Raw genomic sequence first — 26,413 nt, 5'->3', positions numbered from 1 at the left:
GGTAAAGAATGAAATGCGACATCACATTGCTAAATTGCGACGCTCAAAATCGGGTTGCCATGACAACTGAGATCGCCGTAGCCTTGATCGTCAGTCAAAATCACGATGACATTCTGCTTCACATTCTCCGCAAGTGCCGACGATGCGATAGCAAGAAAGAAGCGACGTTAGTTGCGATTCGTTCCATAGTTCACTGATTGGTTTGCTGCGGATTTGGCGTGTACTGGGTTAACGCAATCTGCTTCGGATCGTGGTGCTGGGCCAACCGTTACGCAGCCAACATCAGGGTTGCGCTTCGTCACGCCTTAGCCATATGCAGCCTTTCTTACTCCGCTGCCACCCCCATAAACACAATCTGTGATCCGTCAGATGACCAAGCTGGCGGTTCCGCCCTGGCTACGCCAGTGGCTTCGAACAGTGGTTCGCAATAGTCTTGGTCACTCAATTTCAATAGGTAGGCGCCGCTTTGCTGATTCTTGGGACGCCGACCAATTAGGATTCTGTCCCCATCGGGATGCCACGATGTTCGGGGAAAGAAGTCGTCTGCGTCTTTCACTAAAACGCGAAACCCATGATCCGATCCCTTTGTGCTGACCACTGCGAACTCATGCTTCCCGGTCATTCGACTGGTCCCGTAAAATGAAATCCATTTGCCGTCGGGTGACCAAGCGAAATTCCAATACAGGTTGCCGTATCTTCTGGCTTCACCATTGAGCAGTTGTCGCTTCTGTTGAGTTTTCAGATCCATGACGGTGAGGTTCTGACTACCCGCCGCTCCAAAGTCCTTGAATAAGGCTTCCCTGCCGTCTGGAGAAACCTGTATCGCCCAGCCGTTCTGATAGATGACTTGCCGCTCGCTGCCATCTGGTTTCATCAATGCCAAATCCCATGAAGGTGAGCAAAATGCAATTTGCTTGCCATCTGGCATCCAAATTGGCAGGCCGCCAGGCCCCAGATCCTTGAGGCCGGTTCCGTCGGAATTGACCACGAACACTCTCGACAACGAAGGTCGCCCCGTCCCGGCGTGGAACACGATTTGCTTTCCATCAGGCGAGAAGTGGGGTGAACCGTTGATGCCCTGCGCTTTGGAACCTATTTCGATTTGCCGCAGGCCCGATCCATCAGCGTTGGCAACAAAAAGAACCTTCTGGATTGGTTTGTCACCTGTTGAGATGTCGTCTGCCCGTACATCGAGCCGTTTCCAGACGACGCCCGTCGCAGCCGCATTCGCCGCGACAGTCATCAAACGAATTTGGTTGCAGGGAGTCGTGGGGATCTGAAATGTGCGAAAAAGCCGAAAGCCAAGTGCATCGCCATCCTTGATCAGCAGAAACATCTTGTCGCCGCGACGTGCGATTCGGAACGTACTGGAACTGGACTCCCAATCAATCGTTTCAATGGTTCGCACATTCACTCCATCTTCGCGCCGAGTCACAAAACTTCCGCTTGCCTTTTGGCGTCCAGGGATTCCGTATCGCTGAATCGTGCCAAGGGGAATGTCTTCGCCGTCCAGTACAACGTCCAGTCGCACGGAGCATAGGCTGTTTGCGTTATTGCCCAAATCGGAGCGGAAGCTATCGAACTCCGCGCTAATGTCAAAGTCACCCGACAATCTAAATCGGCCCAGTATTCCAGACTGTCGCTGGCCCGCGGCACCTGGGACGGTCAACTCGAGTCCCTCAGGCCTCTTGGTATAGGTCCCTAATGCTCGACCTTGAATGTTGAATAACTTGTCTGGAATGCTCTCCTCTGCAAAGTCTCGAATCATACGGCCAGCCAACATGTCGAGTGATGCATTTAGTTGAACGAGCTGAGGGTCAGCGAGTTGTTGTTCGCTGGCAGTAGCTAATTTCGTCGGCCAAGATCCGTGAAGCACGACGTTGCGAACGTTGGCTGACGTCTGATCCGAAAAGTAGAAGAGTCCAAACAGTCGTTGGTTGACAGGGCTCAACTCGTGTTGATAGACGACCGTCCCATTCAACTGCATCTGCATCGAATTGTCGTGGAGAGAGATTCGTGCCTTGTTCCACTGGTTCTCGATTAGCAAAGCACTTGGACGCTCACGCTGTTCGGTCGGCTCAAATCGCATGTTGGTTTTGTCATGGAACGTTTTGTCATCTTGACCATCCGTTACGTAGTGCAACTGAATACCTTCTGGCGTGACCACAAACGCCATTCGATCAAGCGCGGGATGCACGATCGTTGATCCTGGTTTGTAGAAGAACTCGTACTCCACCGCATCACTCCCCTTGAGCGGTCGCTGATAATAGAGCATCCGCTCGCGCCCGGATCCTTTGGGGAAGTCCTCTTTAAGACCCACGATGCTCCCATCTTGATGGGTCCAAGCTCCGTTTGCATTCTTGATTCCGGGGCTGTAGTACGAGCGCCAGCCAGGTAGGCGAGGATGCACCAATTCCAAAGAGCTTGGAATAGCCGGGGCTCCCATGATTTCTATATTTCTCACTACTGCTGTACTTTCGTCGTCCGCGCAGAGTGCGAGCCAAGGGTAGCCTTCGAAAACATCTCGCTGATGAACCTTTCGGCCGTTTACGTGGACCGACAAAACGCCGTCGCGAACAACATATCGTTGGTGAATCCATGGGCGTTCGATTCCTAGTGGCGGTGCAATGAGCGTTTCGACTTTGGCAATCTCATCGCCCCCAGTAATGACCGTTTTCCCGTCTTCTACCTTCGTGCGGGCCCCGCCGGCTACAACCTGAATGTCGCCAAACTCTGCATTTTGCTGCTCGAATTGAAACTCGTAGTTTCCCAATAGCGGGCTTTCAAAGAAAAGTAGATCGTGCGAATGCGAAGGAATGTGACGAACACCGCCGGGAATTGACAGCCATTCACCTTGGGCATGCCCAAGACTTCTCCATTTTGTTTCGTACCGCGCCGTCGGTTGCCATTGCTTCAGTTGCATACCGTTTCGTTCAGTGAACTCCTCTAGGTCGTTGTGGCGATAGGAGTTCCACATGCGATTCAGCTCGAATTCAATCGGAAATTCCGGATCCAACCGAGGCAGTTGATGCAGTGCGAGTAAATCACGAACGATGCCGTGGAAATCTGGTTCGTTATTTAACATTCGAGAAACCAAATAACCGGACCAGAGATGACGTGGTGCGATCTCGTCGTCGGCCTGCTCAGTCAAACGAAAAAGAGTTTCGGCATGCTTCATTGTTTCGTCATGGCTTCCAAGCCGATGATGGATCAACGCGAGAAATGCACTGCGGTTTCGCTGTTGATGAATATCCTCAGGCGCGTACAACCTAGCTCTTTCTGCAATTTCATTCAGCCGCCCGAGTTGCTCGGCAACGTCGATCAATTCCAACGCAGGGGAAATCAGATTTCCTCCGGGATCGTTCACATCCTTGGTGGTCGGCTGTAGTGAGTGCATGGACGTGAAATCGCTGTTCAGACGAAGCGTCCGATGCCACTCACTCGGCAAGACCCACTTTGACAAATAGTCATACCGATCTTCAACCTTCAGTCTCGATGCTTCTTCGCTGACCTGCAAAACGCCAGCGCCGATATCGTGTTCTCGAAAAAGGACGCTTGCCAATGCAGACGGTGCCCCTGTACCGCGAGATTCGGCGATCGTATCGATGTCCAAACTCTTGGGCCACTCTCCACGCAGCGCTGCGTTGCGGACTCGGATCGATTTTTCACTTGGGTTGTGATACCAACCAAACCGAGTGTCATCGTCGGGTTGCAAACTACGTGAATAGACCAACGTATCGTTCAACCGGATCGTCAGCTGGTTGTCGTTGAGCGACAAGGAAACGTGGTTCCATTCACTCGAGCGAATGGGCAATTTTCTTGGGCCGCGTCGATTAAGCGGCTCGACCAGTTCATTGTCAACGCTTAGTCCAGACCAGTCATCGTCTAGCTTTGTTACCCAGTGCAGCTTCACACCATCGGGGTCAAGCAGAAACGCCAACGGCCCGATTGCGGGATGGGCTACGTGTTGCTCCGACGCAAAATATTCATACTCAAACGTTTCACCAGATTGAAGCGGACGATAATAGCGGACAATTCGCTGGTGTAATGATTGTGATTTGGCTGATTCGAGAACGCCATTTGAAGTCGACAGATCGTCCGAGTTGTCACTTGACGTCCAGCCAGAGGAAGATTCATTACCGATCAACTTGACTTCGCGTGGTATGGTCGGAGAACCAGTCAACTTCATGAAACGAAATCGCTCTGTCACGTTTCCATTTGGATCAAGAACGATCCAAGGGCTGGTTGAATCCATTGGAAAATCCCCCAACGGATAGCCATTCAAACAAGCCCGAAAACGGTCCCCCGATTTCTCAATCTCACGCAGATTCGCCCCTGGTCTAAAAAACGGATTCAGCCCAAAGGAGCGATTTGCATATTGAATTAGGCAGGCGTCTTCATTTTTCGGATCAACCTGTTGAACTTGAAAACGAAAGTCGCCTGCAAGTGGGTATCGGTAGACGTAGTAGGCATCACTGCCCGCCAAGTGAGTGATGTGATTGTCATGCGAGTAGAGGCTGGCTCGCTTTCCAACCGCGATCCAGTCTTTGTTCATGCGAAACGGACCTAGCAGCTCTTGTTCGCGTGCTGAGAACTGCGTTCGTGCCAAAAACGCTTTCGCAGTGGGGGAAACGGATTGACGATCTAAGACGGAACTCCTGATTTTTCCCAGGACATCGCTGCAGTTGTCCAGCTCACGACAAACGCAGGACAGCACCGCCGCATCGCGCACCCATTCGCTGGAGAATGTTTTCTCGTTGGCGAGTTGTTCAATGATCGAACGCACTTTCTCTTCGTTGCCCGACTGAGAAGCAAGCAGAATCGCTCGCAACACAATGGCACGAGATCCAGGCAGTGATTCCACTTCGTTCGTGAGCACTCGCAAGAGACCCAAGTCATCTGCAGTCTCTACTAACAGCCATGCTGTGCTAAACAAGCCGTCCACGTTTGCGACAGACGGGATTGCAAAAGTGTTTTCCGTCGGTCGCGCGCCGATCAGCCTCGCGAATTCTGTCGGCGGTGCGACGACATCACATATTGCCGAAACAGCTTGAATATCTTCCGACCCACCCGAGAAAGTAAATTCCTTCAAGATTCGGTACCGTTCATCGGCGGAGAGCTGAAACAGCCGTCGGTTGATCGCAGCGGCGCGATTGCAAAACGCTTCGGAGGCACGATCTCCCTCAGGAACTTGGCTCAATTGTTCCAGCTCTGCTTCAAGGTTTCCAACAGCAATCGGTTCAAGTGCCGAGCACTGTAGGAGTGTAGATCCCAAGCCGGAAGCAAGAATAAGAACGAGACATCGAAAATTCAGCATGATTCACTCTTATCAATCACGTGCGCAAATAGCCCGGCGATGCGCGCCCGGCGCGCAAACCTACACTTTTATAGTCGCTGCTGATGGTTCAATCACGCGTGGAAATTGGGGACAAACACACTTTGTTTTTGAAACGACGTGATTTTGGCTTCCTATGCCTGATATCGGCACACTACGTCGTTTGCCTCGTGGTTTGTCAAACGTAAAACTTAGGGTTGGCCGTAGTGGACGAGGTAACGAGTCCCAGCGATTAACCGCACTTCAACGACTCGTTGCCTCGTCCAGTACCCTAAAAGTTCAATGCAAATGGCATTGCCAGAAACTCGCGTCGTGCAAACACCTACTTGGCAGGCTGTTTACGTTTCTTCGCTGGGGTATTCTTGCTTGCTGGCGAATCGGAAACGTCTGTTGTATTCAACCCATCATCCGGCTGATCGGAGAAGCGATACGGATCTGAGTGATTCCGCATCTGGTCCAGCAGAATCTGCTTCATTTCCTTGAGTTTCTCGGCATAGGCCGGATCGCTGGCGAGATTGGTTTGCTGCGGATTCGGCGTGTACCCGGTTAACGCAATCAGCTTGGGATCGTGGTGCTGGGGCAACAGTTCATCGGGGTTCTCGGCCAAGTTGAAAAGCTGGGTTTCGCTCACGCCGTCTTCGACCGACTCATAGCGGATCAGTTTCCAATCGCCTTTCTTGACACAACGCATTCCGGGTTTTGCACCACCGCAATACGCGCCGTAGAGTACATCGCGAACCGTATCCTGCTTCCCTTCGAGAACCGGTTTAAAGCTAATGCCTTTGCTGGTTTTTGGCGTTTCAATCCCCGCGAGGTCGCACAGGGTTGCTAGCGCGTCGAGATGGTAGATATTACCCACAGCGCGAGATCCTGGTTTGATGCCGGGACCTTTGACGATGTAGGGGACACGGAAGGTGTGTTCGTAGAGGTTCTGTTTGCCCTGCAGTCCGTGACGGCCGATCGCCATTCCATGGTCGGACGTGTAGATGATATAGGTGTTTTCCAGTTCGCCCATCTGCTTGAGCTTTTCTAAAACGGCACCGATCTGGATGTCGATATTTTCGCTACAAGCAAACTCGCGGCCCAACTCGTTGCGAATAGTGCGTTCATCACGGTTGGTCCAGACCCCGCTGACGTTCACCTCGTCGCGTACCTTCATATCTGAATTGTTGAACGGGTGTTTCGGGAGATAGTTGATGGGAAGCTTCGGCTGCTTCGGGTTGGCTGGCGGAAGGCTGTTTTTGTCCCGATGATTCACCGCGCCATATTTGGCTAACAACTCAGGCTTTCCGTCCCGCGTATCGTGAGGATGCGAGAAACCGAAATAGATCAAAAACGGGTCTTGGTCGTTTGAGGCCTCGCGCCCGTCAAGATAGTTGAGCACTTGCTTCGCGTGCCACGCGCTGCCGGACTCATCCGTACCGCCTCGCTTGACAGCATCATGAACCACCGTAAATTTCGCATTCGCGGCTGCGTAACTATTCCCCTTCTTGCAGGTTCGCATCGTATCGTACCCTGCCGCGTTAAAAACCGCCGCCATGGTATGGTCCGCAAGATCCAGTGGCACATGACTTGGATCCGATTCCAGCGGATTCCGACCTTGTCCTGGTTTATCCGGAACATGCCAAAGTGTGCGGCCGGACATGGTCATATGACGTGACGGAGTGCACACGCCGCCACACCAGGCTCCCATTTGATGGGCTCCATCGATCACCAAACCCTCGGCGGCCAGACGGTCAATCACCGGCGTCTGTAGCGCCGAATCCGGATCGTAGATTTTAAGATCAAAGGGCGCTTGGTCATCGGCAACGATGAACAAGATATTGGGTTTTTCGGAGGCAGCAGAATCCGCTGATTCGAGAACGTCGACCGCAAGCTCTTGGAAAGCGGTGTTCTCGCCGCCATCGGTATCAGTCACCGGGGACACGGCCCAGACAATCCAGCGGAATTGACCGAGCGACTGTCCGGCCGATGCCCGCAACGATGCCGCTGTGAACTTCGCCTTCGCATCGCCGGTCGTATCAATCATGCCAAGTGGGGTAAAACGGGTCAGATCCCAACCCGGATCGGTCGCCGCGTCGCTGCCGTAAAGGACCATCTTTTGAGCACCGCGGATCCCTTTCCAGTTGTGAGACCAACTGGTGATCGCCGAAACGGATTGTGCCGAACCCAAATCCATTTTGTACGCTCCACCACGAATACCATTTCCGAACACCGGCCCGATTGCCGCGGCCAGTTTTCCGTCCGTCAGTGACTTCAGCGGATCGTTACGGGTTGCCGGATTTGCAGTAACCTGCCTGCCGGATGCCGCTGCCGGCGACAGCTTTTTAAAACCATCGGCACTCGATGCGGTTTCAATCACCACGGTTGATCCCGGCAGTACGAAAGGTTTCATCGCGGGATGAGCAGGTCCCACTGGAACCGCACGCTGCGAAGTATCATGTCCATCCAGGTCGACCTTTTGCGTGCCTTTCAAGGCCTCGGAGGCATCATGCTGAATCACATTGGGGACGTGCTGCTCGCGATCTGTAACGATTTCAAAAGCCCATGCATACTTGCTCTGGCCGAACTGTTTCGGTGGTGTGATTTGCAAGCCTTGCGGAGTCATTTCCCAAGTTGTCTTCGAGTCGGAACCGAGCAGCCGAACCGACGTGACCTGATTCGCGTTCCACCCCTTCGTGCCGGTGATCGTAAAAGGCTTTAATGGCTCGGTCATCTTGATCGCATACAGATTCTTGCCCTTGGTCGTAAAGGCAAGATGTTCATCCGTCTGGTCGCTCTGTTTCCAATAACGAGATCCATAAATCGCATCGCCGTTGATTCGCAGCCAATCGCCCATCGCATGTAATCGTTCCAACTGCTCGGGAACAATCGTGCCGTCTGCCCTGGGGCCAATGTTGATCAAGAAGTTCCCGTTGCGGCTGATGACTTCCACCATCTCGTGGATCACGCCTTCGATGGTCTTGTACTTGTCGCCTTCGAGATAGCCGAATGACGTTCCAAAGGTCGTGCAGCTCTGCCACTTCGGTCCGATGACCTTCAGTTTCAGATTGTCCTTTTCCAAACAGCCGACGCCATCAGGCCAATTGCGGTTCGCACCTTTGTTGTTGACGTAGACATCTTGCCCGCGCGCAGCACCATCGTTCATGAAGTCGGTGATCATGCCGCGAAGTGAATCGTCCAGATACTGGATCTCTGGCTGCATCTGTCCGGCGCGCACTTGATTGCCGTCGCGGGTGTAGATCGGAAAGTCGTCCATCCACAGAAAGTCGGGTTGGTACTTCGTTTGAATCTCTTTCCAACGGGCGACGTAGTCATCGACAAACGCTTTGTCGTAACTGAACGGTCCGTACAGCGAGGCCGCCTCAGGAACACGCCGGATCTCTTCAGCAATATCCGGTCGCGGCTCACTGTGAACCACGTATTTCTCTTTCGCAAAGAACCCTGTGTGGCGTTCACGGTGATACGACGGCGCGTACTTGAGTCCTTGCTTCCGCACGGCCTTGCCAAGGTCGCCGACTAAGTCTCGTTTTGGCCCCATGTCGACCGCGTTCCAAGGCGTCAGATCGGAATCCCAGTTGGCCCAGCCATCATGATGCTCGGCCGTCAGCACAACGTACTTCGCGCCGACGTCGGCAAACAATTTCGCCCACGTCTCAGGATCCCAGTTCTCGGCTTTGAATTCGGGGATGATGTCCTTGTAACCGAACTCGGGCGGATGCGCTCCCCATCGTTTGTCCATGTACGGATAGTAGTGCTGCGATTCCTCGTAGAGCAGCTTCGGCACATGTTCGGCATAGCCGCGACCGCCCTTCTTGTAACCGATTGCACTGTAAGGCCCCCAGTGAATGAAGATCCCAATCTTGCCATCGTCAAACCAGCTAGGCACCGGCATCTTTTGTAGCGATTCCCAACTGCCGTCGTACTGCGTCGACTGAGTTTCCTGGCACGATGCGATGCCTCCGGAAACAAGAACAAACAGAATGGCCATCAGCCCCTTTAGCCATTGAGTTGTCTTCATTGTGTACAGAATCGTTCCACGGGCGGATGTCATTATTTTGCTGTCCTTTAAAGATGGGTGTCTCGGTGTTTATTGCTTATTGCGTTTACGAGCGGCGGATTTGTTGATATCCGGCCGGCGAGGTTGCGGATCAAAAAATCGAGCGTTCTCGCCAATCCGATCATGGTCGCCGATGTCCGTGCGTGCTTGCTCGATCAACTTCATCAGCTCAGCGACGACTTCGGGGTGCTGATCAGCGACATCCTTGGTCTCGGCAATGTCCGCGTCGAGGTCAAACAACATCGGGCGAGTGATGTCAATCACGTCTTCCGCCTTGCTGTAATGAGACCACTGCCGATCGGCAGGCAGTGGACGATGTAGTTTCCATTTCCCCGATCGAACCGCCTCCAATCGCGTACGGCGGTAATAGAAAAACGCGTCGGTGGGACTTTTTGCGCCGGAAACTCCATGAATCAGATCGCGGATGTCATGCCCGTCGATCACCCGATCGGTCGGAGCCGTGGTTCCGGCCAGCCGGGCGAAGGTCGGTAACAGGTCCATCGTCGATGCAATTTCATCACACGTCGTACCTGCCGGGATCTTACCGGGTGCACGAAGGATACAGGGGACACGCAGTCCGCCTTCCCAGGTGGAGGTTTTCGCGCCGCGGAGCGGTGCGGCGGATCCACCGTGCGACGCCGCATCTTTGCCAATCCTATTCAAATGCCCTTTGCTACGACCAAGATACCAAGGCCCGTTGTCGCTGGTGAAAACGACGTAGGTGTTTTTGTCGAGTCCTTCGGTTTTGAGTGTTGCCAACAGACGTCCGACGTTGGCGTCAATCTCCTGGACGACGTCGCCATACAAACCGCCATCGGACTTTCCTTTGAAGGCGTCCGAAACCGCCAGCTTCACGTGTGGCATCGTGTGCGCCAGATAGACAAAGAACGGTTGATCCTTACTACGCCGGATAAAGTCGATTGCTTCGTCGGTGTAACGCTGGGTTAACAGCCGCATGTCGGTACGCTTTTCGATCACCTCGTCGCCGCGAAATAGGTCTACCTTGGAATCGTTGCTGGTCGACGTCCCAAAGAATTCATCAAAACCTTGATGCAGTGGCAGCAGCGAGCGAACGTACTTCTCGCCGTTGTGCCCCGCCAAATCCCATTTACCATAAGCGGCAGAGGTGTAGCCGACCGGCTTTAGCACTTCCGCGATCGTGATTTCATCGCTGTGCAGTTCCGGGTGAACCTCGACTTTGTTTTGATTGATTGCGACTCGTAGCGGATAACAACCCGTCATCAGCGCCGCTCGCGAAGGCCCACAAACGGTTTGAGCGTAAAATTGGGTCATCCGCATCCCTTCGGCCGCCATTCGGTCGAGGTTGGGCGTCTTGATCGTCGTCGATCCGAAACAGCCGAGGTCTCCATAGCCCAAGTCATCGGCGAAAATGATCACGAAGTTCGGCGGCTGATCCTCGGCGCCCGCACATGCCGATGGGCAAACAAGGGCAATTAATGTGAGAAACAGAATCCAGTTTTGGTTGACTCGATAATTCATGGTTGTTTCGTCTGGATGTTCCTAAGCGGATGAATCAGAGGCAACGCGGCTTCTAAAAATAGCGCACCGAGGCTGCGGTCATCCGGCGTTGTTCGTGTGGAAATCTTCGTGTTCACTTTGATTTCGCTAGAATGATTTCGCGTAACAACATCAACCCTTGGTCATACTGGATCGCCTTGGGATCGATTTCCAACGCCTTCACAGTTACCTGGTAGCGACCGGGTTGATCGAAATGCACTTGCCCCAGGGTGACGGTGTTAAACGCGGCGGCAAATGGAGATTGTCGCCCTCTCAGCTTACCGGTGGGTGTCACCACCTGCTCGAACGATTTGCCTGCAACTTCTACTACAAATTTCCCGCTATCCATCCAACTGGTGTAGTTCACTCGCAGCTCATATGTGCCCGGTTGATCAACGACAATCTCCCATTCGGCCCAATCCGCTGGATTCGTCCACCCTTTCAGATTCTCGCGCTGACCGCCAGCTCCAGCGCCAAGCGAAAAATGCAGATCATCACCGTGAATCTTGGCAAAGGCAGCCGAGAGGAAGTAGTCACCCACATTGACCTTCGCATTTCCTTGTTGTGGACGGAGAGGAACGGCGAGCGGGCGGAGCGAGTTATCAACGACCGGCAAACCATCGAGCTGGACCTTCAGCACACTCATCAATGGATCCACCGGAGCGTTCGGTACTCTCACCAAGACATCACTGCCTGACTGTTCGAAAGAAACCGATGTTGTCGACGACTCGCCCATCAACTCCATCTTCTTAATCCCCGCGTTCGGCTTGCCTTCGTTCAATCCCCGGATGACCAACATGCCGTCCTGTGGCCAATCAGCGATAAAGTAATACAGCGTATTGTCACGGCGGGTGCAGTTGCCCCAGTCCAGAAGATAATGCGGTCCTCGCTGGGTTCCATAAATGGCTTCGCCATACTTGCGCAGCCATGCACCGAGTGGTTTTAGTTTTGCAACACTTTTGGGCGGTAATAAACCTTCAGGGGTTGGTCCCATGTTTAAGAGCAGGTTCCCACCTCGCGCGGCCGTATCGACCAAATTGTGCAGAGCCCACTGCACCGACTGGGAATCATCCTTGCCTGTGAAGAACCAGCGACCGTCGAACCGCTGACAGCTTTCCCACAGCCGACCGTTGAGATTGTCTCCGATGTAAGGTGTGAAATTCTCTGAAGAGCCATAGTCACCATCACCCAGCCGACGCTGGCCGATTCGATCAACCAACAAAATATTAGGCTGCAGCTTGCGAACCACATCGCGGTACTGCGAGGCACGCTCGAACGTCCAGGTATTCACCCACTCGCCGTCCATCCACAAGGTCGCGATCGGACCATACTTTGTGAGCAGCTCGGTGGTCTGGTCGATCATATATTGCTGATACGTTGCGTAATCGGGGCTGCCGATGTCTTTGCTGTAGCCGGGATGTTTGATATCCCAAACCGAATAGTAAAACCCCAGCAACATGTCGTGTTTCGCACACGCATCCGCCAATTCCTTGATCGGGTCCCGACCAAACGGAGTCGCGTCGATGATGTCATGCTCGGTGTAATCAGAATCAAACATGCAGAACCCCGCATGATGCTTCGTCGTGATCACCATGTACTTGAAACCGAGGTCTTTAGCGGTCAGTACCCACTGTTCGGCGTCGAACTCGACCGGATTGAACTCGTTCAAAACAGACTGGCTGATGACGTATTCACCACCTGCCCGCTGAGGGCCCCAGTGCAGGAAGAGCCCGAACTTTGCATCCGCCCAAGGTTTCACTCGCTTAATGCGATCCGCTTCGGATTCTCCGGGGAAGCCCGCTACGACCGGTTCGCCAGCCATGAATTGGGCGAACCAGGGGCAATCAGCCTTGGCCCGTGCCGAGGCTTCCAGGGGATCAAGTTGTGCCCAGGCGATGGAGGGAACCCCGATGGCTGCAAATAGAAGGGCAATTAACAAGTTTTGCATGTGTTCTACTGTAATCAGTGCTGGACAAAGATGAATCGATCGAACCACTGCAGTATTGCATCGGAATGGTTCCGACGGGTGGGAGAGCGACTAGGCATCATGGCCCCATTTGCTGTCCGTTCAAGAAGGATCTGCGACATGATGATAGTGATCTGCGTCACTTACCAAGTAGATCCGTTGCGTTGACCTTCGTTGAACGAAAGCACTTGACTCGGCTCGCACGGGGCATAAACGCGGAAGGGCATGAACGCGGAAGGCGGCAGTTTTTATGGTCCGTTGACAGACTTTGCATCGGACAACTGCACACTGCCAGCGGCTGCCACGCGAATGTGTTGCGAAAAACGACTTTTGTCATTGGCGAGTTCGACTTTGCCGACCAATGTTGATTTCGAGATCGTCAAACTAAGTGTCTTTTCTTGTTCGATGATTTAACGAGCCGACAAGGCTTTTGGATTCTCGACAAAAGCCGCCGGCCGGCTGTTTTGAGAAAGTTCTTTTTCAAAAGCGACCATCTGCGCACGCAGCCGCGCGACGACTGTTGGATTTGCCTTTGATACATCCGTGGTTTCCCCGATGTCCTGCTGTAAATTGAAAAGCAGCGGCGACGCGGCACGCTTTCCCTTGCCTAATTGCAATTTCCATTGGCCGGACCGCACCGCAACAAGGGTGTCGCCCTGGTGATAAAAGAAGGCCTCGTGAGGAGATGATCCGCTGCCAGCCAGTACCGGCCAGATATCCTTGCCATCGATCACTCGATCACTTGGAACTTCAGCACCGGCCAATTTGGCGAAGGTCGGCAGTAGATCCATGGTGGTGATGAGTTCATGATTATCAACACCCGCCGGTATTTTTCCTGGCCATCGAATCACGGTTGGCTCACGCATACCGCCCTCGAACGTCGACCCTTTTTTGCCTCTCAGTGGGGTCGCCTTGCCGATTGACGGGCCATTGTCGGAGGTAAAGATCACTAGCGTGTTGTCGTCGACGCCGTTCTGTTCGAGGGCGTCAAGAATCTGTCCGACCGACCAATCGATTTCGCTGATCGCGGACGGATAAATCTGATCCCGCGTTTTATAGTCAATCGTCTTGTTCTGTTCTTCCCGAGCGAGTTTCGCTTTCAGCGGCTCAGGAACCGATTTCATAAAGGGAGGCGAAACGTGAATCGGCCGATGCGGGATGGGGTGTGGGATGTAAAGAAAGAACGGGCCGCCTTTGTTGGTTTCAATGAAGCTCACCGCCCGCTGCGTGATTCGCCGCGTCAGGTAGTCGGCGTCAGGGTCGGTCTCAATCACCGTCTCGCCATCGAGTAACGGCAGTGGCGGGAAATTGTACTTCTTCTGATTGGTATGGAACGGGTGGATGTCATGGCTGTAGGGAAGACCGAAGAACTCGTCAAAGCCCTGCCGGGTCGGGAGGAAGGCGGGCTGGTCGCCAAGGTGCCACTTGCCGAACATCCCCGTTTTGTATCCCGCCGTCTTGAGCACTTCGGCAATCGTTATCTCTTCAGGATTCAGTCCCTTGCGGTCCGCTGCAAGCAACACTCCAAAGTTAGAACCGGTGGCCATATCGATTCGTTTGGGATAGCAACCCGTCATCAAAGCAGCACGCGAGGGTGTACAGACAGGTGCAGCCACATAGAAGTTGGTCAGCCGTGCGCCCTCGGCCGCCATCTGGTCGATCCTCGGCGTGTCGACATGGTTCCCGCCAAAACAGCGGAGATCGCTGTAGCCCTGGTCGTCGGTAAAGATGACCACAAAGTTGGGTTTGCTTTCCGAGGCAAACACTGTACTAGCACCAGAGAACAGCAGACAGGCAATCACCGTTAAGAAGCGTTTCATTGATTTCATCGATATCTGCTTGCTCGTTACGCTGGCCAGAACGTGGATGGGTTCGTCTTGCGTCTTGAGTCCATTCAAATCGCTTCCACTTCGGTAAAGTAAGCTCCGCCCGCCCGTCCCTTCGTGTCATACAGATAGGTCACCAACTCGGTGGGGCCCGCTGGCAGTTCCAGCTCAAACACCACTCCCTTGCTCTGCGGGGCGACTGGCTGTTCATCGGTTTTGCCAGCGATCTCGATCTTCGCTCGCTCAGCAACCACGACTTTGTTGGCTTCTTTGGGATACTGTCTAAGCGTGATTCGGTAACGGCCAGCCTGCTTGACCTCGATCATCCAGGGTCCGGTGACTTTGGGGAGTTTTCGGATAGAAGTGAAGTTCCACGGTGGGTTTCCGGTGGGCATGTACCAATCCTGCGAGCAAAGTACGGTCGGGTTCTCAGCTGGATTGCCGACATCGATTCGAACCGGCGTCAGCCTTGGTGAAACCTTGTCCCAAAACGGTTGGTACAGTTCACGCAATTTCGACACCACTTCGGGATGATCCGCAGCGACGTTGCTTCTTTGCGTGGGATCGGCCTCGATGTCGTACAAGGCTTGCCCGTCGGAATTGACCAATCGCCATCGCTCGGTCATCACCACAGAATATTCAAACGGTTTGGAAGGCAGCGTGGTGGCTCCAGCCCCGCCGTGGAATTGCACGACATGATGATCTCGCGGCCACGCATGATCCGGTCCGTCTGGCTTCGAAGAGTTGCCTGGCTTCGAAGTGCTGTCTGGACCGGAGACACTGCCTGGGTCAGAGACACTGAGCAGCGGTTTCAGCGAGACTCCGTCGGGCCGGTATTCGTCGGACACGGGAATACCGCAAAGGTCTGCTAGCGTCGGCAACACATCAATATGGGCCGCGAGTGTCTCGATATTCTTGCCACCGCTCAGCCCGCCGGCTGGCCAGTAAATAAAGAACGGCACACGATGACCGCCGTCGTAAACCGATGACTTCTTGCCTCGCATCCCCGCGTTGTAACCTTCAATTGCCTCCGAGTCCAAACCTTTGAACTTCGCGCCGGCAGCAGTCCCATTGTCCGTCATGAAAATCAGGATTGTGTTCTCGCTTAGCCCCAGCTCACTGAGCCGCTGGCGTAAGATCCCCATGTTGTGATCGATATTGGCGATCATTCCGTAGAAGTTCGGGTTGGCCACCGCCTTGTTGCCCAAATAGGGCTTGGCCCACTCGGGCGGAACGCGATAGGGTCCGTGCGGCGCGTTGGGGGCGAGATACAGGAAGAACGGTTTGTCACTGTTCTCGTTCACAAAGCGAATGCCTTCTCGGAACCAAACGTCGGTGCAATAGCCTTCGAATGATTCGAACTTTCCGCTGCGTTCGTAGGTGTCGTCGAAGTAGTCGTTACCCCAGTGATCCGACGCCTGACCCACACCGCCACAACGATGCCAGACGACGTCCTGAAACCCGCGATCCTGTGGACGGTGCGGAGCGTTGTCACCGAGATGCCACTTCCCAACCATGCCGGTAGCGTAACCATTTTCGGCAAAGAGATTCGCCAGCGTTTTTTCGTCACGATGCAGCATCGTGCGTCCCGAGCTAGTGCGGTACGCTCCCGAGTAACCAGGATGGTTTCCCGTCATCAACGCAGCACGCGTCGGTGTGCAGAACGGGCTAACGTGGAAGTCGGTGAAACGAATTGATTCAGAATAGAGACGATCGATATTCGGCGTCTTCAAGATTGGATTGCCGTGGCAACCGAGGTCACCGTAGCCCTGATCGTCGGTCATGACGAGGATGACATTGGGCTTGGTTTGCTCGGCGGCCTGTAACGAAACAACGGAGCCAACCAAAAGCAGTGATGCGGTAACCAAACGCGTGATTTGAATCATAAGTATCTATTCTTTTTCGGAGCGCACTTTGGACGCGGGCTTCTTCTGACGTGTTTTTTTGATCGGACTTTGAAGTTTTCGAGGTCCCTTGTCAAAGAATCTGGCCTTGGTGCCGGTTTGATCGATGTCGCCTAGTTCCGTCCTTGCCCGAGTGATTCGTTTCATCAGCACAGCGACCACTTCAGGATGTTCCGCAGCCACGTTTGTGGTTTCACCGGGATCCGCCTCGAGGTCGAATAGGTGAATTTCATCGACCGCTTCGATCATGCGGGCCCACCAACCGAGACCTTGCGGTGCATTGACTCGCGGCAGAACGAGTTTCCATGAGCCCGACCGCACGCCAGTCAGCAGGCACCCCGAGTAGTAAAAGTATTCGTCGCGTGGACTGGTTTCGGACTTCCCGGTCAAAAACTCAGTCGCGTCTTTGCCGTCGAGTTCGACGTCGGGCAGCTTGCCCTTGGCGATCGAAGCAAACGTGGGCAGCAGATCCATCGTGCTGAGGATCTCGTCGGACGAAGAACCTGCAGGAATTCGCCCTGGCCAGCGGGCAATAAAGGGAACTTGCGATCCGCCATCCCAAGCACTCATCTTCCAGCCGCGAAGAGGATCGGCATTGCCGGAATGGTCCCTAGGGATCAACTTCGCCGCATTTGGTTTCATTCCGCGTGTGGTTTCGACCCATGGGCCGTTATCGGATGTAAACACGACCAAGGTATTGTCGTCGATATTTAACTCTTTTAGTGTCTTGAAGATTTCGCCACAGGACCAATCGATTTCTTCGATGGTGTCGCCGTAGAAACCGCCATCGGACTTGCCTTTAAAATTCTCCGATGCCCCCAGCGGAATGTGTGGCATGTTGTGTGCCAGATACAGGAAGAACGGTTTCTGGTGGTTCGAGGTGATCCAACGGATCGCTTCGCCCGTATAGTCGGCGGTGATGTTGTCCCAGCTCTCAACAGACTTCACCACAACTTGCTGATTACGCATGATCGAGCTGCGCATCTTTGCGTCGTCGACGTTCACCGTGTAACCGTTGAACTGAGGTGTGCCGTAAAAGTAATCGAAGCCTTGGGCATTCGGCATCGTCGTGTTTTCACGACCGAGTCCCAGATGCCATTTGCCGATCATGCCAGTCGCGTAGCCGGCCTGCTTCAGTACTTCAGCCATTGTGACTTCGTCTGGATGTAGAACCGTATGCAGTCGTTTGATATTTCCGGGTTCAGCAATTCGAATCGGATACGATCCGGTCATCAATGCCGCTCGCGAAACACCGCAAACGGGCTGAGCATAGAAGCTAGTCAGCTTGATGCCCTCGGCTGCCATCTGATCCAAATGCGGCGTCTTGATATTCGGCGAACCGAAGCAACCCAAGTCTTGGTACCCCTGATCGTCGGTCAGAATCAAGATGATGTTGGGCGTCGCAGCGGCATCAGCGCCGGTCCCAGTATTGGTCGCAAGCAGTTGAAGGCCCCCAAAACCAATAGCGAAAATCAGGTTCAGGAGTTTCATTTTTGCTTCTTTCGTCGAGGCTTCGTCGTTGCCGGAATCGATTGGCCGCGTTTTTGCATACCGCACGTGGATTGGTAACCTTTTATACAACGCGACAAACGTCCGAATAAAATCGAGGTCATTGTGTGTGATGCATTATCACTCAGCGGATCGCTTAATTCGAGGCTTAACTACGACGTGCAATTAATGATTTGCGTCATTTTGATCGTCATCGCCAAGTGATCTTGGCCTGTCGACTTTCGGTGTTCACCCAAACGCTGGCATGTTCAAATTCACGGGTGAATTCCCAGCTTTCTGGCGAGATTCGCTGGTAAGCCCCCGTCGGCGCACCGAGCGGCTTATGCAACTCGGGGTAATCCTGCAAGGAGCCCGACGACAGCGTCCAGCCCCATCCGTACTGGAAATAAGAATAGGGCTGGGCGCCGATTAGGTAGCAGGCGAGGTAGAATTCCAAACGCTCATTGGCCAGTTCCGCCATCCGATCGGCTCGCCCGCGTCTTGCCCTCGCGTTGTCTTGCTGCTGCTTCTCTTTTGGATCGGATTCGACACCGATCCGGAAGACCGACATTTTCCCGGCCTTGGCAAGACGCAGCATATCATCCCAGTCTTGCAGCAAACTCTCCTTGCTCAGGAGTTCTTCGTTGTAATGCTCGAACATGCTGGCATCAATCACCGGGAAAACGTGCTTGGCAATTGCTTGATGGGCATTGTTTCCAAGCAGGATCTTGTCTGGCCCCATCTTCCTTTTCAACGAGGCCATCATCTCTCCCATTGCCCTTTGCACTTCTTGACTCTTGTCTTCTCGCAGCCAGAAAAATCCATGCATTTGATCGATAAAGGCGCCGTCACATCCAGAGTCGGCCACTCCCTTGGCAACAGTATCAACCCACCATTCACGCAGCTGAGGATTGAGCACGTCAAAAAAGAAAACGTTGCGGCGATGAGCCAGCTTGCCCGTTTCAGAATCGATCAACAAAAACTTCTTCAGTTCAGGATGTTGATCGATTTTGTCCCGCGTAAACGCTTCGTTGTAAGAAGTAAATGGCCAAGCATACGCCGAATTAAAATAGAAGAGCACCTTAATACCAGGTTTGATCTTCCTAAATTCTGCAGCCTCGTGCTTAGCTCCCAACTCCGCGGCCCCGAGCATCTTCAGCCCGTGAGATTTTTCTATACAGAGAAAATCCGTTCGCGCGGCGATCCAGCGTACCTCTTCCGGCAGTAATACTCGCTCCATATCCCCAAACATAAAATACTGCGGCGTCACGTCCCAGCTGAACTTGGGATAGTAGTCCTTGGGCACAAAACGACTTCCATCACTGTTCAGTAACTCAGTCTTGTCTGGCGAATTTTGAGAATCCTCTGCCGTGACAAGCGATGCGGATGCAATCAACAGCAAGACGAATATTGGGAACGCAGGGGATGTTACTTGAATCTTCATGCTATTCTTCTCCAGTGTTTACTTTCATGCGACGCACGCACTCCTTGTGTCAACACTGACATATTCCCATTGAAATACAGCGAGGGGAGTAATCATATGGTTGTGGATATTGCCGTTGATGCCTTTCGATTCGACGGGCGTCCCCTGTTTAGACGCCGTTTGCAGAAAGACGTCGTGGGCTCATTCATGTGCGAACATCAAGGTATCCCATCGCAGCGAGCTGGAGCCCCCTTCGCGATTGTTGCGACGATTGCGGTTGCGGCGACCGCGTGAACGAGAGCCATCACGACCATGTTCGCCTTCGCGGATCTTTAGCATAGCTTGCTTTGTGAATTCGGCTGGCAAACCCTTGCGGTGATAGTAGTGGTTGTAGACTCGTTCATACATCGGACGCAGTCGTCCTCGATCTTCCGAGATTTGTTTGTAGTGATAGCGTCCCTCAACACTGCGAAACGGTTCATAGCGAACGTCGAAACCTAGATTGTACTTGGCGGTGTACTCGAACCCGAGTAACAAGCGATTGTCCTTTGCGGCGTACAAGTCGACGCCCTGATTCCAAGCCGTCTCGCAGGTGTTAGCCAAAAACTCTAGCCCCATTTGCGTGTGGGCTTGGTCGCGTCCCGATTCCTGGCACTCACCAAAGTCGTTGAAATAATTTCCAATGGCACCGTTGCCTTCGCCGTCAAGAAAATAGTTCACTGCCCGATCAAACATCTCGCGGTCGTCTAGAAAAACGCCCATTGCAATCATCGTTTGTAACATCGACGCATCCCAATTGCCGTTGGCGGTCGGATAGAAGTCTTTGATGATCGGGTACCATACATTGCGAGCCATCTTGCGAAATTGTTCTTGTTTCGCTTCGGGCCATCCATCCCAAGTGTGTCGCAACAACTCGGCGGCGTTACAGAACAAATGCCCTTCCATGCCGACGAGCAACCTGGCGTCGTGATTCGTGATCGTCTTGAGTGTTGCTGCCCAAGCATCAATGATTTCGGCTGCTTTGCGGGCATGCCGCGGGTCGCCGGACAACACCCAACGCAGCGACTGTGTATAGGCTGCCGCGGCATCATTTGAAAATTCCGACGAACCAATATTTGGGTTGTTGCTTGGACCTCGCTCGACATGGGCCCTTGGACTCGGCTGGTAATCCAGGCTACCGATGTGGGATTGCTGCAACTTCTGCCACTCACCAGACCAAGGCTGTTCGCCGGCCGCGATCTTGGCTTTGACAAACTCGATACTTGCGGCAGTGTGTGCGATGCCAGGATGCACGAAATCCTTGCCATCCGAGCGATTTGCGTCAGTTTGCAATGTTGCTTTCCGCTGGGGATTGTCAGCGCAGCAGCACGCGCCCCAGACGCAAACCAACAGAATCGCGGCGCCGCCGATACGAGGTTTTCTTGTTCGCAAGTTTGGCATCTTGATTTTCAAAGGTGTGGAAATTAGGTGTTTCGAAAATGACTTCGGTTTCGATCTTAATCGAAAATACCAACACTTTCACCTGTGTTAACCGATCGAACCGTGCTCTCAAGTTGATTAATCCTATGACGTCTCGGATCTTAGCCCCATTTCGGACACGTCGATTGGCTTGATGCCCATTTCCAGTGCGGGCGAATTCGGTTGAAAGCGGAAATCGCCATTTTCTGGATCCATGAACATCGGATCAACTGCTCGGCTATGAGCGTCCACACCATCGCTCCGCTGCTTCGCAAGCATCTCGTCGCCTAACGCCGGGTCGGTCCTGCAGTAATAGATGTTGTAGTCGGTGTCGGCATCCGCCGATCTCGCCAACGCGCGCCCTCGGCGATCCTCGCTTGATTTTCCTTTGCCTGGTCCGAGTTCGTTGATGAACTCGCACTCATCGTTAGACGAAAAGAAGACATTCCGTTTGATTGTGGCACCTGACAAAGGTCCTTCCCGAACCGACAAGTAGTAACCACGCGGCGGTGCGATCACATCCACCACCATGTTGTTTTCGACACGCGTATTGAGCTTCAGCATGATGCCTTGCGAAGTGCATTTGTAGATCACGTTTTCGGCGATCAGCGTATCCATTTGCCCACCGTCGGTTCGGATCGCACACTGCATGATCATGGGCGCGACAAGGTGATGCACGTAATTGCGTCGGATCACGTTCCCCGCACCCGCACCCCGGATGTAGATCGCGTTGCCGTCGCCCAATTCTTCCATGGCATGATGGATCTCGTTGTACTCGATCAGATTGTCATGTGTGTGCAGAAAAGGACGCACCTCGCCGAGTGTCATCTGCGACTTTTTGGCGGGCTGGCCACCGATTTCATGCCAGCGGATAGTGCGAGTCAATTCGCGTCCCGATTTCGAGAAGAAGTCGGTCATGCATCCCGACAGGATTAGCCCCGTATAGGGCGTATGATGAATCAAGTTGTTTGCGACGCGGTTTTCTCCGCTCTGCCAGAGCATGATTCCGGGCGAGTGAGAATAGATTCTGCCGGTATGATGGATGTGGTTGTTGTAGACGAGATTGTTCCGGTTCACGTCTTTCGTCCCAGGACCGTAGCCACACAACAGAATCCCGGAACCTCCCATCTGCTGGATGTGGTTGTTTGATAGGGTGTTGTTGATGCCGTGCAGATCCACTCGGATTGCCCCACCGCCACTGTGAGCGAAATGGCAGTCCTCGATGACACAGTTTTCAGCTCCACGCAGACGCAGCAAAGCGGTCGCCTTGTCATGCATCTCCCAATCATGCTGCAGTCCAGCGTCATCATTGGCAACGGTGTAGCGGTCGCCATGCTGAAATGTCAGTCCACGAAACTTCAGATTGCGAACCGGCAAATCCTTGGGGCCAGCTTTATCCACGGTCCCTTCGATGCGAATCAATTCCTGTAATTGAGGTGCAACCACACCCCCGTCATTCCGCGGCCATAAATAGAGCTTGCCCTGCTTCGTGTCGAGCACCCACTCGCCTGGTTCATCGAGTGCTTCCAAAACGTTTTCCACCCAACAGGATGCTGTTCCCTTCAAGAAATGCAACTCGTTCATCGCATAGGTCGCGTCAACGGAGGTGTAGGCGATCTGCTTTTCTTCGTCGACTGACTGTAAGGGCAGAACGTTCACGATCCAGGCGTGATGCGGGCGAACGACGATCTCCACATCGCTCACATTCGGCCAGTTTTTCAGCTTCCCTGCTGGAAAGTGCAGCTTATCTCGGCCGCTGCCCTGCAGCGGAACGAAACCCGCTGACCGCGCCCGCGGCAAAAGGCCCTGCTGATCAAAAAGGCATTTGAAACTTCCGGTCACGTCCGCGACGATGACCTTGCCCTGTGCCTGCTGCGGCAGCCCGGAGAGATTCTCGCTGACTTGCTTCCAACCCGAGATCAGTCTCGCTGAACTCAATACAGGCGTCTCACCAGGATAGGCCGCATAAGTGATCGTCGCCTCGTCGTCGCCCGAGTCCTGTAATCCAAAAACAACGGTTTCGCTTAGCGTGTATGTCCCCTCGCGAACAAGCACAAGGATGTCGGTTGATTTGTTTTCCTTCAATTTCCGAACCGCATCGCGAGCACGTGTTAGCGTGGCAAACGGGCCATCGCTTGCTTGCGGATTAGGTTCGGCCAAGGTCCCCGACCAAGTATCGGAGCCATCAGGTGACACATAGAAATCGGGTGGCACAGGGAAATCAGCCGCGTGATCGATAGGCTTCGCTATCACGCTGCCTAGGGTGCCGATGATCAAGGCCAACATGATTATAGAAATACGTTGCATATCATTCACTATTTCAAGGTTGCCAAATGTTTGCTTCGGTGGAACAGTAAGCCGACGGCGCTTACCGTCTACTTGATTTGACGCTTCATGGCTCAAGGTTAGTTCTGGACCGCTAAAACTTTGGATAATGAGGTGAGTTTTGGTCATGCAATTTTTCTGTCACCTCTCCACCAACTTCGTTGGGGGAGAGGTCGAACGGAGCCTTCAGCGACGTTCGGGTGAGGGGGCTGACCGAGCACGCCACTCGCCGAAGTTGACGCCGTTTGCACCGGAATTGCTCGGCCGATAGCGCGGTCGCCCCCTCACCCGAGCAACGCCTAAAGGGCGTGCTCGACCTCTCCCCCGACTTCGTCGGTGGAGAGGTAACTGCACTACAGGTTGGAAGAAAAACTCACCCCCAATATCGTACGTCAACACCAAAGTTTTAGCGGTCCGGGCTAACGCCTACCGCTTACGTTTTCAAAAAGGTCCTCAGCAAATTCCACGACACTAAAACTCGGCGGGATCCCACTCCGGAATGCCCTTTTCCTGCAACTGCTTTTCATAACGGACGTGCAAAGGTTGTTCTTTCAATTTTGGCAAACCTTCATTGACCATCAGCGGAAGAACCGATTGCCACCAACTGTCATAGGATTTTCGCAACTGATCAATCACCTCGGGGTGCGACGATGCGACATCAGTCGTCTCCCCTGGATCAGCCGAAATGTCGTAGAGTTCTTTGTTGTTCACAAACCGCCATTGCTCCGTACGAACGGCACACTTCTCGAACTTCGCCGATTCGGGATCTCCGTTCCAGCGGCCACAATGCACAAACAGTTTGCGATCGGGCCACTCGGCCTTTGGATTCTCGAGCAACGGGACAAGCGAACGTCCATCAAGCTCCTGCATTTTTCTGGGTAGTTCCACACCGGCTAAATCGCAAAACGTTCTGTACAGATCGACATGAGCCGTCAGCGCGTCGACATCCACTCCACCGCTCAAAACATCTCTCCAATACCAGAAAGCCGGCACATGCGTCCCGCCTTCGTTGGGCGAGTTCTTGCCACCTCGCATGTTGAAATTGAAATGTTTCACTCTGTTGCCGTTGAGTGTGCCGCTCAAGTGAGTCGCACCGTTGTCGGTCATGAAGATCACGAGCGTATTGTCGAGCGCATTCCACTGGTCAAGCGTTCGCATCAACATGCCGAAATTGTCATCGATATTCTCAATCATTCCGTAGCGTCCGGCCGTTCCCTTGTCGTAGCCCAAATCAAGAAAACGCTTTTTATACTTCTGTGGCGCAATGGTCGGAGCATGCGGCGCATTTAAAGAGATGTAAACAAAATAGGGTTCCTTGGCCTCGTGCTGTTGTTTGATCCAGCTTAGCGCCGATGCAAAAAACAGATCGGTGCAAAAGCCCTGGGTCTGCACGATGGTATCGTTGTGCAACAACACATTGTCGAAATAGGTGTTTTGGCCGTTGGGTGGAAAATCGCCAAGTGACACCTGACCAATTCCACCGGCACCGTGCATCAGCACCTCATCAAACCCGCGGTTTTGCGGGAGGTAGGCTTCTTCATCGCCGAGGTGCCACTTCCCGAACAGCCCCGTTTGATAACCGGCATTCTGCAGTGCCTGCGGCATCGTAAAGGAGTCCAACGCCATCCGTTCTCGCTGACGAATCGTATGCGTCACACCGTTTTTGAACGGCACCCGCCCGCTCATGATCGCAGAGCGAGTCGGGGCACAGGTCGGGCTGACCTGAAAATCGGTAAAGCGGAGCGACTGCTCGTAAAACCGATCGAGCTCTGGCGTCTTCACCACCTTGTTTCCCATACAGGAGAGGTCACCGATGCCTTGATCGTCCGTCATCACCAGCACGATGTTGGGGCGACTACCTGCCAGCGGTGCGGCATTGGCGATGTCCGCACAAGCCAGTATCGCCAGTAACACCGCGGTCATCGTGGTCCAATTATTGTTCATGCGACTTGCTTGGTTTTAGGTTTCATTTCGTCGTTGGCCAGAGACGCTGGCGAGGAGGCAACCGCGGGCAGATCGTACAAGTACGTTCGATTCGATCGAGTGCGAATTATTTCTGCCGTTTCTTAATCCGAAATACATGCGAGCAACTTCCGTGTCCGGGTGTCGTATTGATTCCGGTTGCTAAATACAGATACGCGGGTTGGCCATCGATCGCCAATACCTGCGCGCGTTCTAGATGGCCATCTCGCTTTCCTCGAAACACGTTGACCTGACTCAATGATTCCTTCCCGACATAGTGCTCTAAATCCTCATAAGCACGCGTGGTATCCTTTTCGTCAAAATAGAACCCGTCTTTCGATTTCCAGAGCAGTCCACCACCACTGGAACCTTTCGAGCCGACGAAGTCACGACTGAGCAGATAGACCGAATCATCCATGCTAAACGCATAGGCATCTTCGAGCTGCATGGAGTCCGGGGTGACACGTTCTGGGTGATGCTTGTAAGGGCCTTCGAGTTTGTCCGATACCGCAACGCCATAGATGTATTTGCCTCGTTTGGCATCCGGCGTGGGCTTGACCACGGACTTGTCGTACAGCAGATATTTCCCTTGATGCTTCACCAATGACGGATTGGAAACACCCAATTGGGCTGCGTAATTCCAATCGGTAGTTTCGGAGGATTTTCGCAGGATTGTTCCGTCGGGCTCGGCTCCGGCGGCCGGTTTCCAGTCGTCGCTCAAATCGTCGGCGACATACATGATGATGCGCTGCGTTTTCAGCAAATTGTTTTCATTGACAATGAAACAGAGCACATATTTTCCGTCGATCTGTTTGATCGTGGGATTATGGGGCGAGTTGAAGGTGCCGTCCTGATCAGCCACCGCTACACGGACAAATTCAAAAGGCCCTTCTGGTTTGTCGCCTACATAATGCGCAATCTCACAGTCTTTGAACCAGCCGTTGAAATTCTTCTGTGTCGCCATCGGCCAGCGAGCGACATAGAGATGCACTTTCCCGTCAGGCCCGATCACTGGCGAGGAACCCCAAACATGCATGCCCTCGGTTTGTACGGCACGTCCGACATATTCAAATTCCAACTCACAGGGCTGTGCCATGCAGATCGTCGAGACAACACACCCTAACCACGCCATGTACTTGATAAACATT

Annotated in this window: 14 protein-coding genes; all 14 read right to left on the bottom strand. The window is 53.4% G+C overall.

Translation table 11 applies throughout. From position 1 onward, the window contains the following. Positions 1 to 325 precede the first annotated feature (325 nt). Positions 326 to 5,275 carry a DUF1583 domain-containing protein gene (locus tag ABD971_RS01730; protein WP_345318814.1) on the bottom strand — a complete coding sequence of 1,650 codons (4,950 nt, stop codon included), beginning with the start codon at positions 5,273 to 5,275 and terminating at the stop codon, positions 326 to 328. Positions 5,276 to 5,657: 382 nt separating this feature from the next. After that, positions 5,658 to 9,389, bottom strand: coding sequence for an alpha-L-fucosidase (locus ABD971_RS01725; RefSeq protein ID WP_345318812.1), 3,732 nt, complete (start codon positions 9,387 to 9,389; stop codon positions 5,658 to 5,660). Positions 9,390 to 9,425: 36 nt separating this feature from the next. Then, positions 9,426 to 10,895, bottom strand: coding sequence for a sulfatase family protein (locus ABD971_RS01720; RefSeq protein ID WP_345318810.1), 1,470 nt, complete (start codon positions 10,893 to 10,895; stop codon positions 9,426 to 9,428). Between the two features lie 112 nt (positions 10,896 to 11,007). Beyond that, a complete protein-coding gene (locus ABD971_RS01715; protein ID WP_345318808.1) occupies positions 11,008 to 12,861 on the bottom strand; it encodes an alpha-L-fucosidase in 1,854 nt (617 codons plus the stop codon). Positions 12,862 to 13,127: 266 nt separating this feature from the next. Next, complete coding sequence (locus ABD971_RS01710) at positions 13,128 to 13,262, bottom strand: hypothetical protein (protein ID WP_339942276.1); 135 nt, start codon at positions 13,260 to 13,262, stop codon at positions 13,128 to 13,130. Between the two features lie 27 nt (positions 13,263 to 13,289). Beyond that, a complete protein-coding gene (locus ABD971_RS01705) occupies positions 13,290 to 14,699 on the bottom strand; it encodes a sulfatase family protein (protein WP_345318806.1) in 1,410 nt (469 codons plus the stop codon). 74 nt (positions 14,700 to 14,773) lie between these two features. Next, on the bottom strand, positions 14,774 to 16,591 hold the full coding sequence (locus tag ABD971_RS01700) for an arylsulfatase (RefSeq protein WP_345318804.1): 1,818 nt from the start codon (positions 16,589 to 16,591) through the stop codon (positions 14,774 to 14,776). A 6-nt stretch (positions 16,592 to 16,597) separates the two neighbouring features. After that, positions 16,598 to 18,100: a sulfatase family protein gene (locus ABD971_RS01695; RefSeq protein ID WP_345318802.1), complete on the bottom strand. Its 1,503-nt coding sequence runs from the start codon at positions 18,098 to 18,100 to the stop codon at positions 16,598 to 16,600. Between the two features lie 208 nt (positions 18,101 to 18,308). Then, a complete protein-coding gene (locus ABD971_RS01690; RefSeq protein WP_345318800.1) occupies positions 18,309 to 19,499 on the bottom strand; it encodes a putative glycoside hydrolase in 1,191 nt (396 codons plus the stop codon). A gap of 222 nt (positions 19,500 to 19,721) precedes the next feature. Continuing rightward, on the bottom strand, positions 19,722 to 20,852 hold the full coding sequence (locus ABD971_RS01685) for an alginate lyase family protein (protein ID WP_339942271.1): 1,131 nt from the start codon (positions 20,850 to 20,852) through the stop codon (positions 19,722 to 19,724). Between the two features lie 22 nt (positions 20,853 to 20,874). After that, on the bottom strand, positions 20,875 to 21,042 hold the full coding sequence (locus ABD971_RS01680) for a hypothetical protein (protein ID WP_345318797.1): 168 nt from the start codon (positions 21,040 to 21,042) through the stop codon (positions 20,875 to 20,877). Positions 21,043 to 21,083: 41 nt separating this feature from the next. Then, on the bottom strand, positions 21,084 to 23,285 hold the full coding sequence (locus ABD971_RS01675) for a right-handed parallel beta-helix repeat-containing protein (RefSeq protein WP_345318795.1): 2,202 nt from the start codon (positions 23,283 to 23,285) through the stop codon (positions 21,084 to 21,086). Positions 23,286 to 23,774: 489 nt separating this feature from the next. Continuing rightward, complete coding sequence (locus ABD971_RS01670) at positions 23,775 to 25,247, bottom strand: arylsulfatase (protein ID WP_345318793.1); 1,473 nt, start codon at positions 25,245 to 25,247, stop codon at positions 23,775 to 23,777. A 106-nt stretch (positions 25,248 to 25,353) separates the two neighbouring features. Beyond that, entirely contained in the window at positions 25,354 to 26,412 is a 1,059-nt protein-coding gene (locus ABD971_RS01665) for a glycoside hydrolase family protein (RefSeq protein WP_345318791.1), read from the bottom strand. Position 26,413: the final 1 nt, after the last annotated feature.

The sequence above is a fragment of the Novipirellula rosea genome (genome assembly GCF_039541335.1).
Taxonomy (GTDB): domain Bacteria; phylum Planctomycetota; class Planctomycetia; order Pirellulales; family Pirellulaceae; genus Novipirellula; species Novipirellula rosea.
Note: the sequence above shows the minus strand (reverse complement) of the source record. Positions and strands in the feature narration are given on the sequence as shown.

Coding starts and splice junctions, on each gene's coding strand:
- ABD971_RS01665 (WP_345318791.1), bottom strand. CDS start 26,412: ATGTTTATCAAGTACATGGCGTGGTTAGGGTGTGTTGTCTCGACGATC.
- ABD971_RS01725 (WP_345318812.1), bottom strand. CDS start 9,389: ATGACATCCGCCCGTGGAACGATTCTGTACACAATGAAGACAACTCAA.
- ABD971_RS01670 (WP_345318793.1), bottom strand. CDS start 25,247: ATGAACAATAATTGGACCACGATGACCGCGGTGTTACTGGCGATACTG.
- ABD971_RS01705 (WP_345318806.1), bottom strand. CDS start 14,699: ATGAAACGCTTCTTAACGGTGATTGCCTGTCTGCTGTTCTCTGGTGCT.
- ABD971_RS01695 (WP_345318802.1), bottom strand. CDS start 18,100: ATGAAACTCCTGAACCTGATTTTCGCTATTGGTTTTGGGGGCCTTCAA.
- ABD971_RS01715 (WP_345318808.1), bottom strand. CDS start 12,861: ATGCAAAACTTGTTAATTGCCCTTCTATTTGCAGCCATCGGGGTTCCC.
- ABD971_RS01700 (WP_345318804.1), bottom strand. CDS start 16,591: ATGATTCAAATCACGCGTTTGGTTACCGCATCACTGCTTTTGGTTGGC.
- ABD971_RS01675 (WP_345318795.1), bottom strand. CDS start 23,285: ATGCAACGTATTTCTATAATCATGTTGGCCTTGATCATCGGCACCCTA.
- ABD971_RS01720 (WP_345318810.1), bottom strand. CDS start 10,895: ATGAATTATCGAGTCAACCAAAACTGGATTCTGTTTCTCACATTAATT.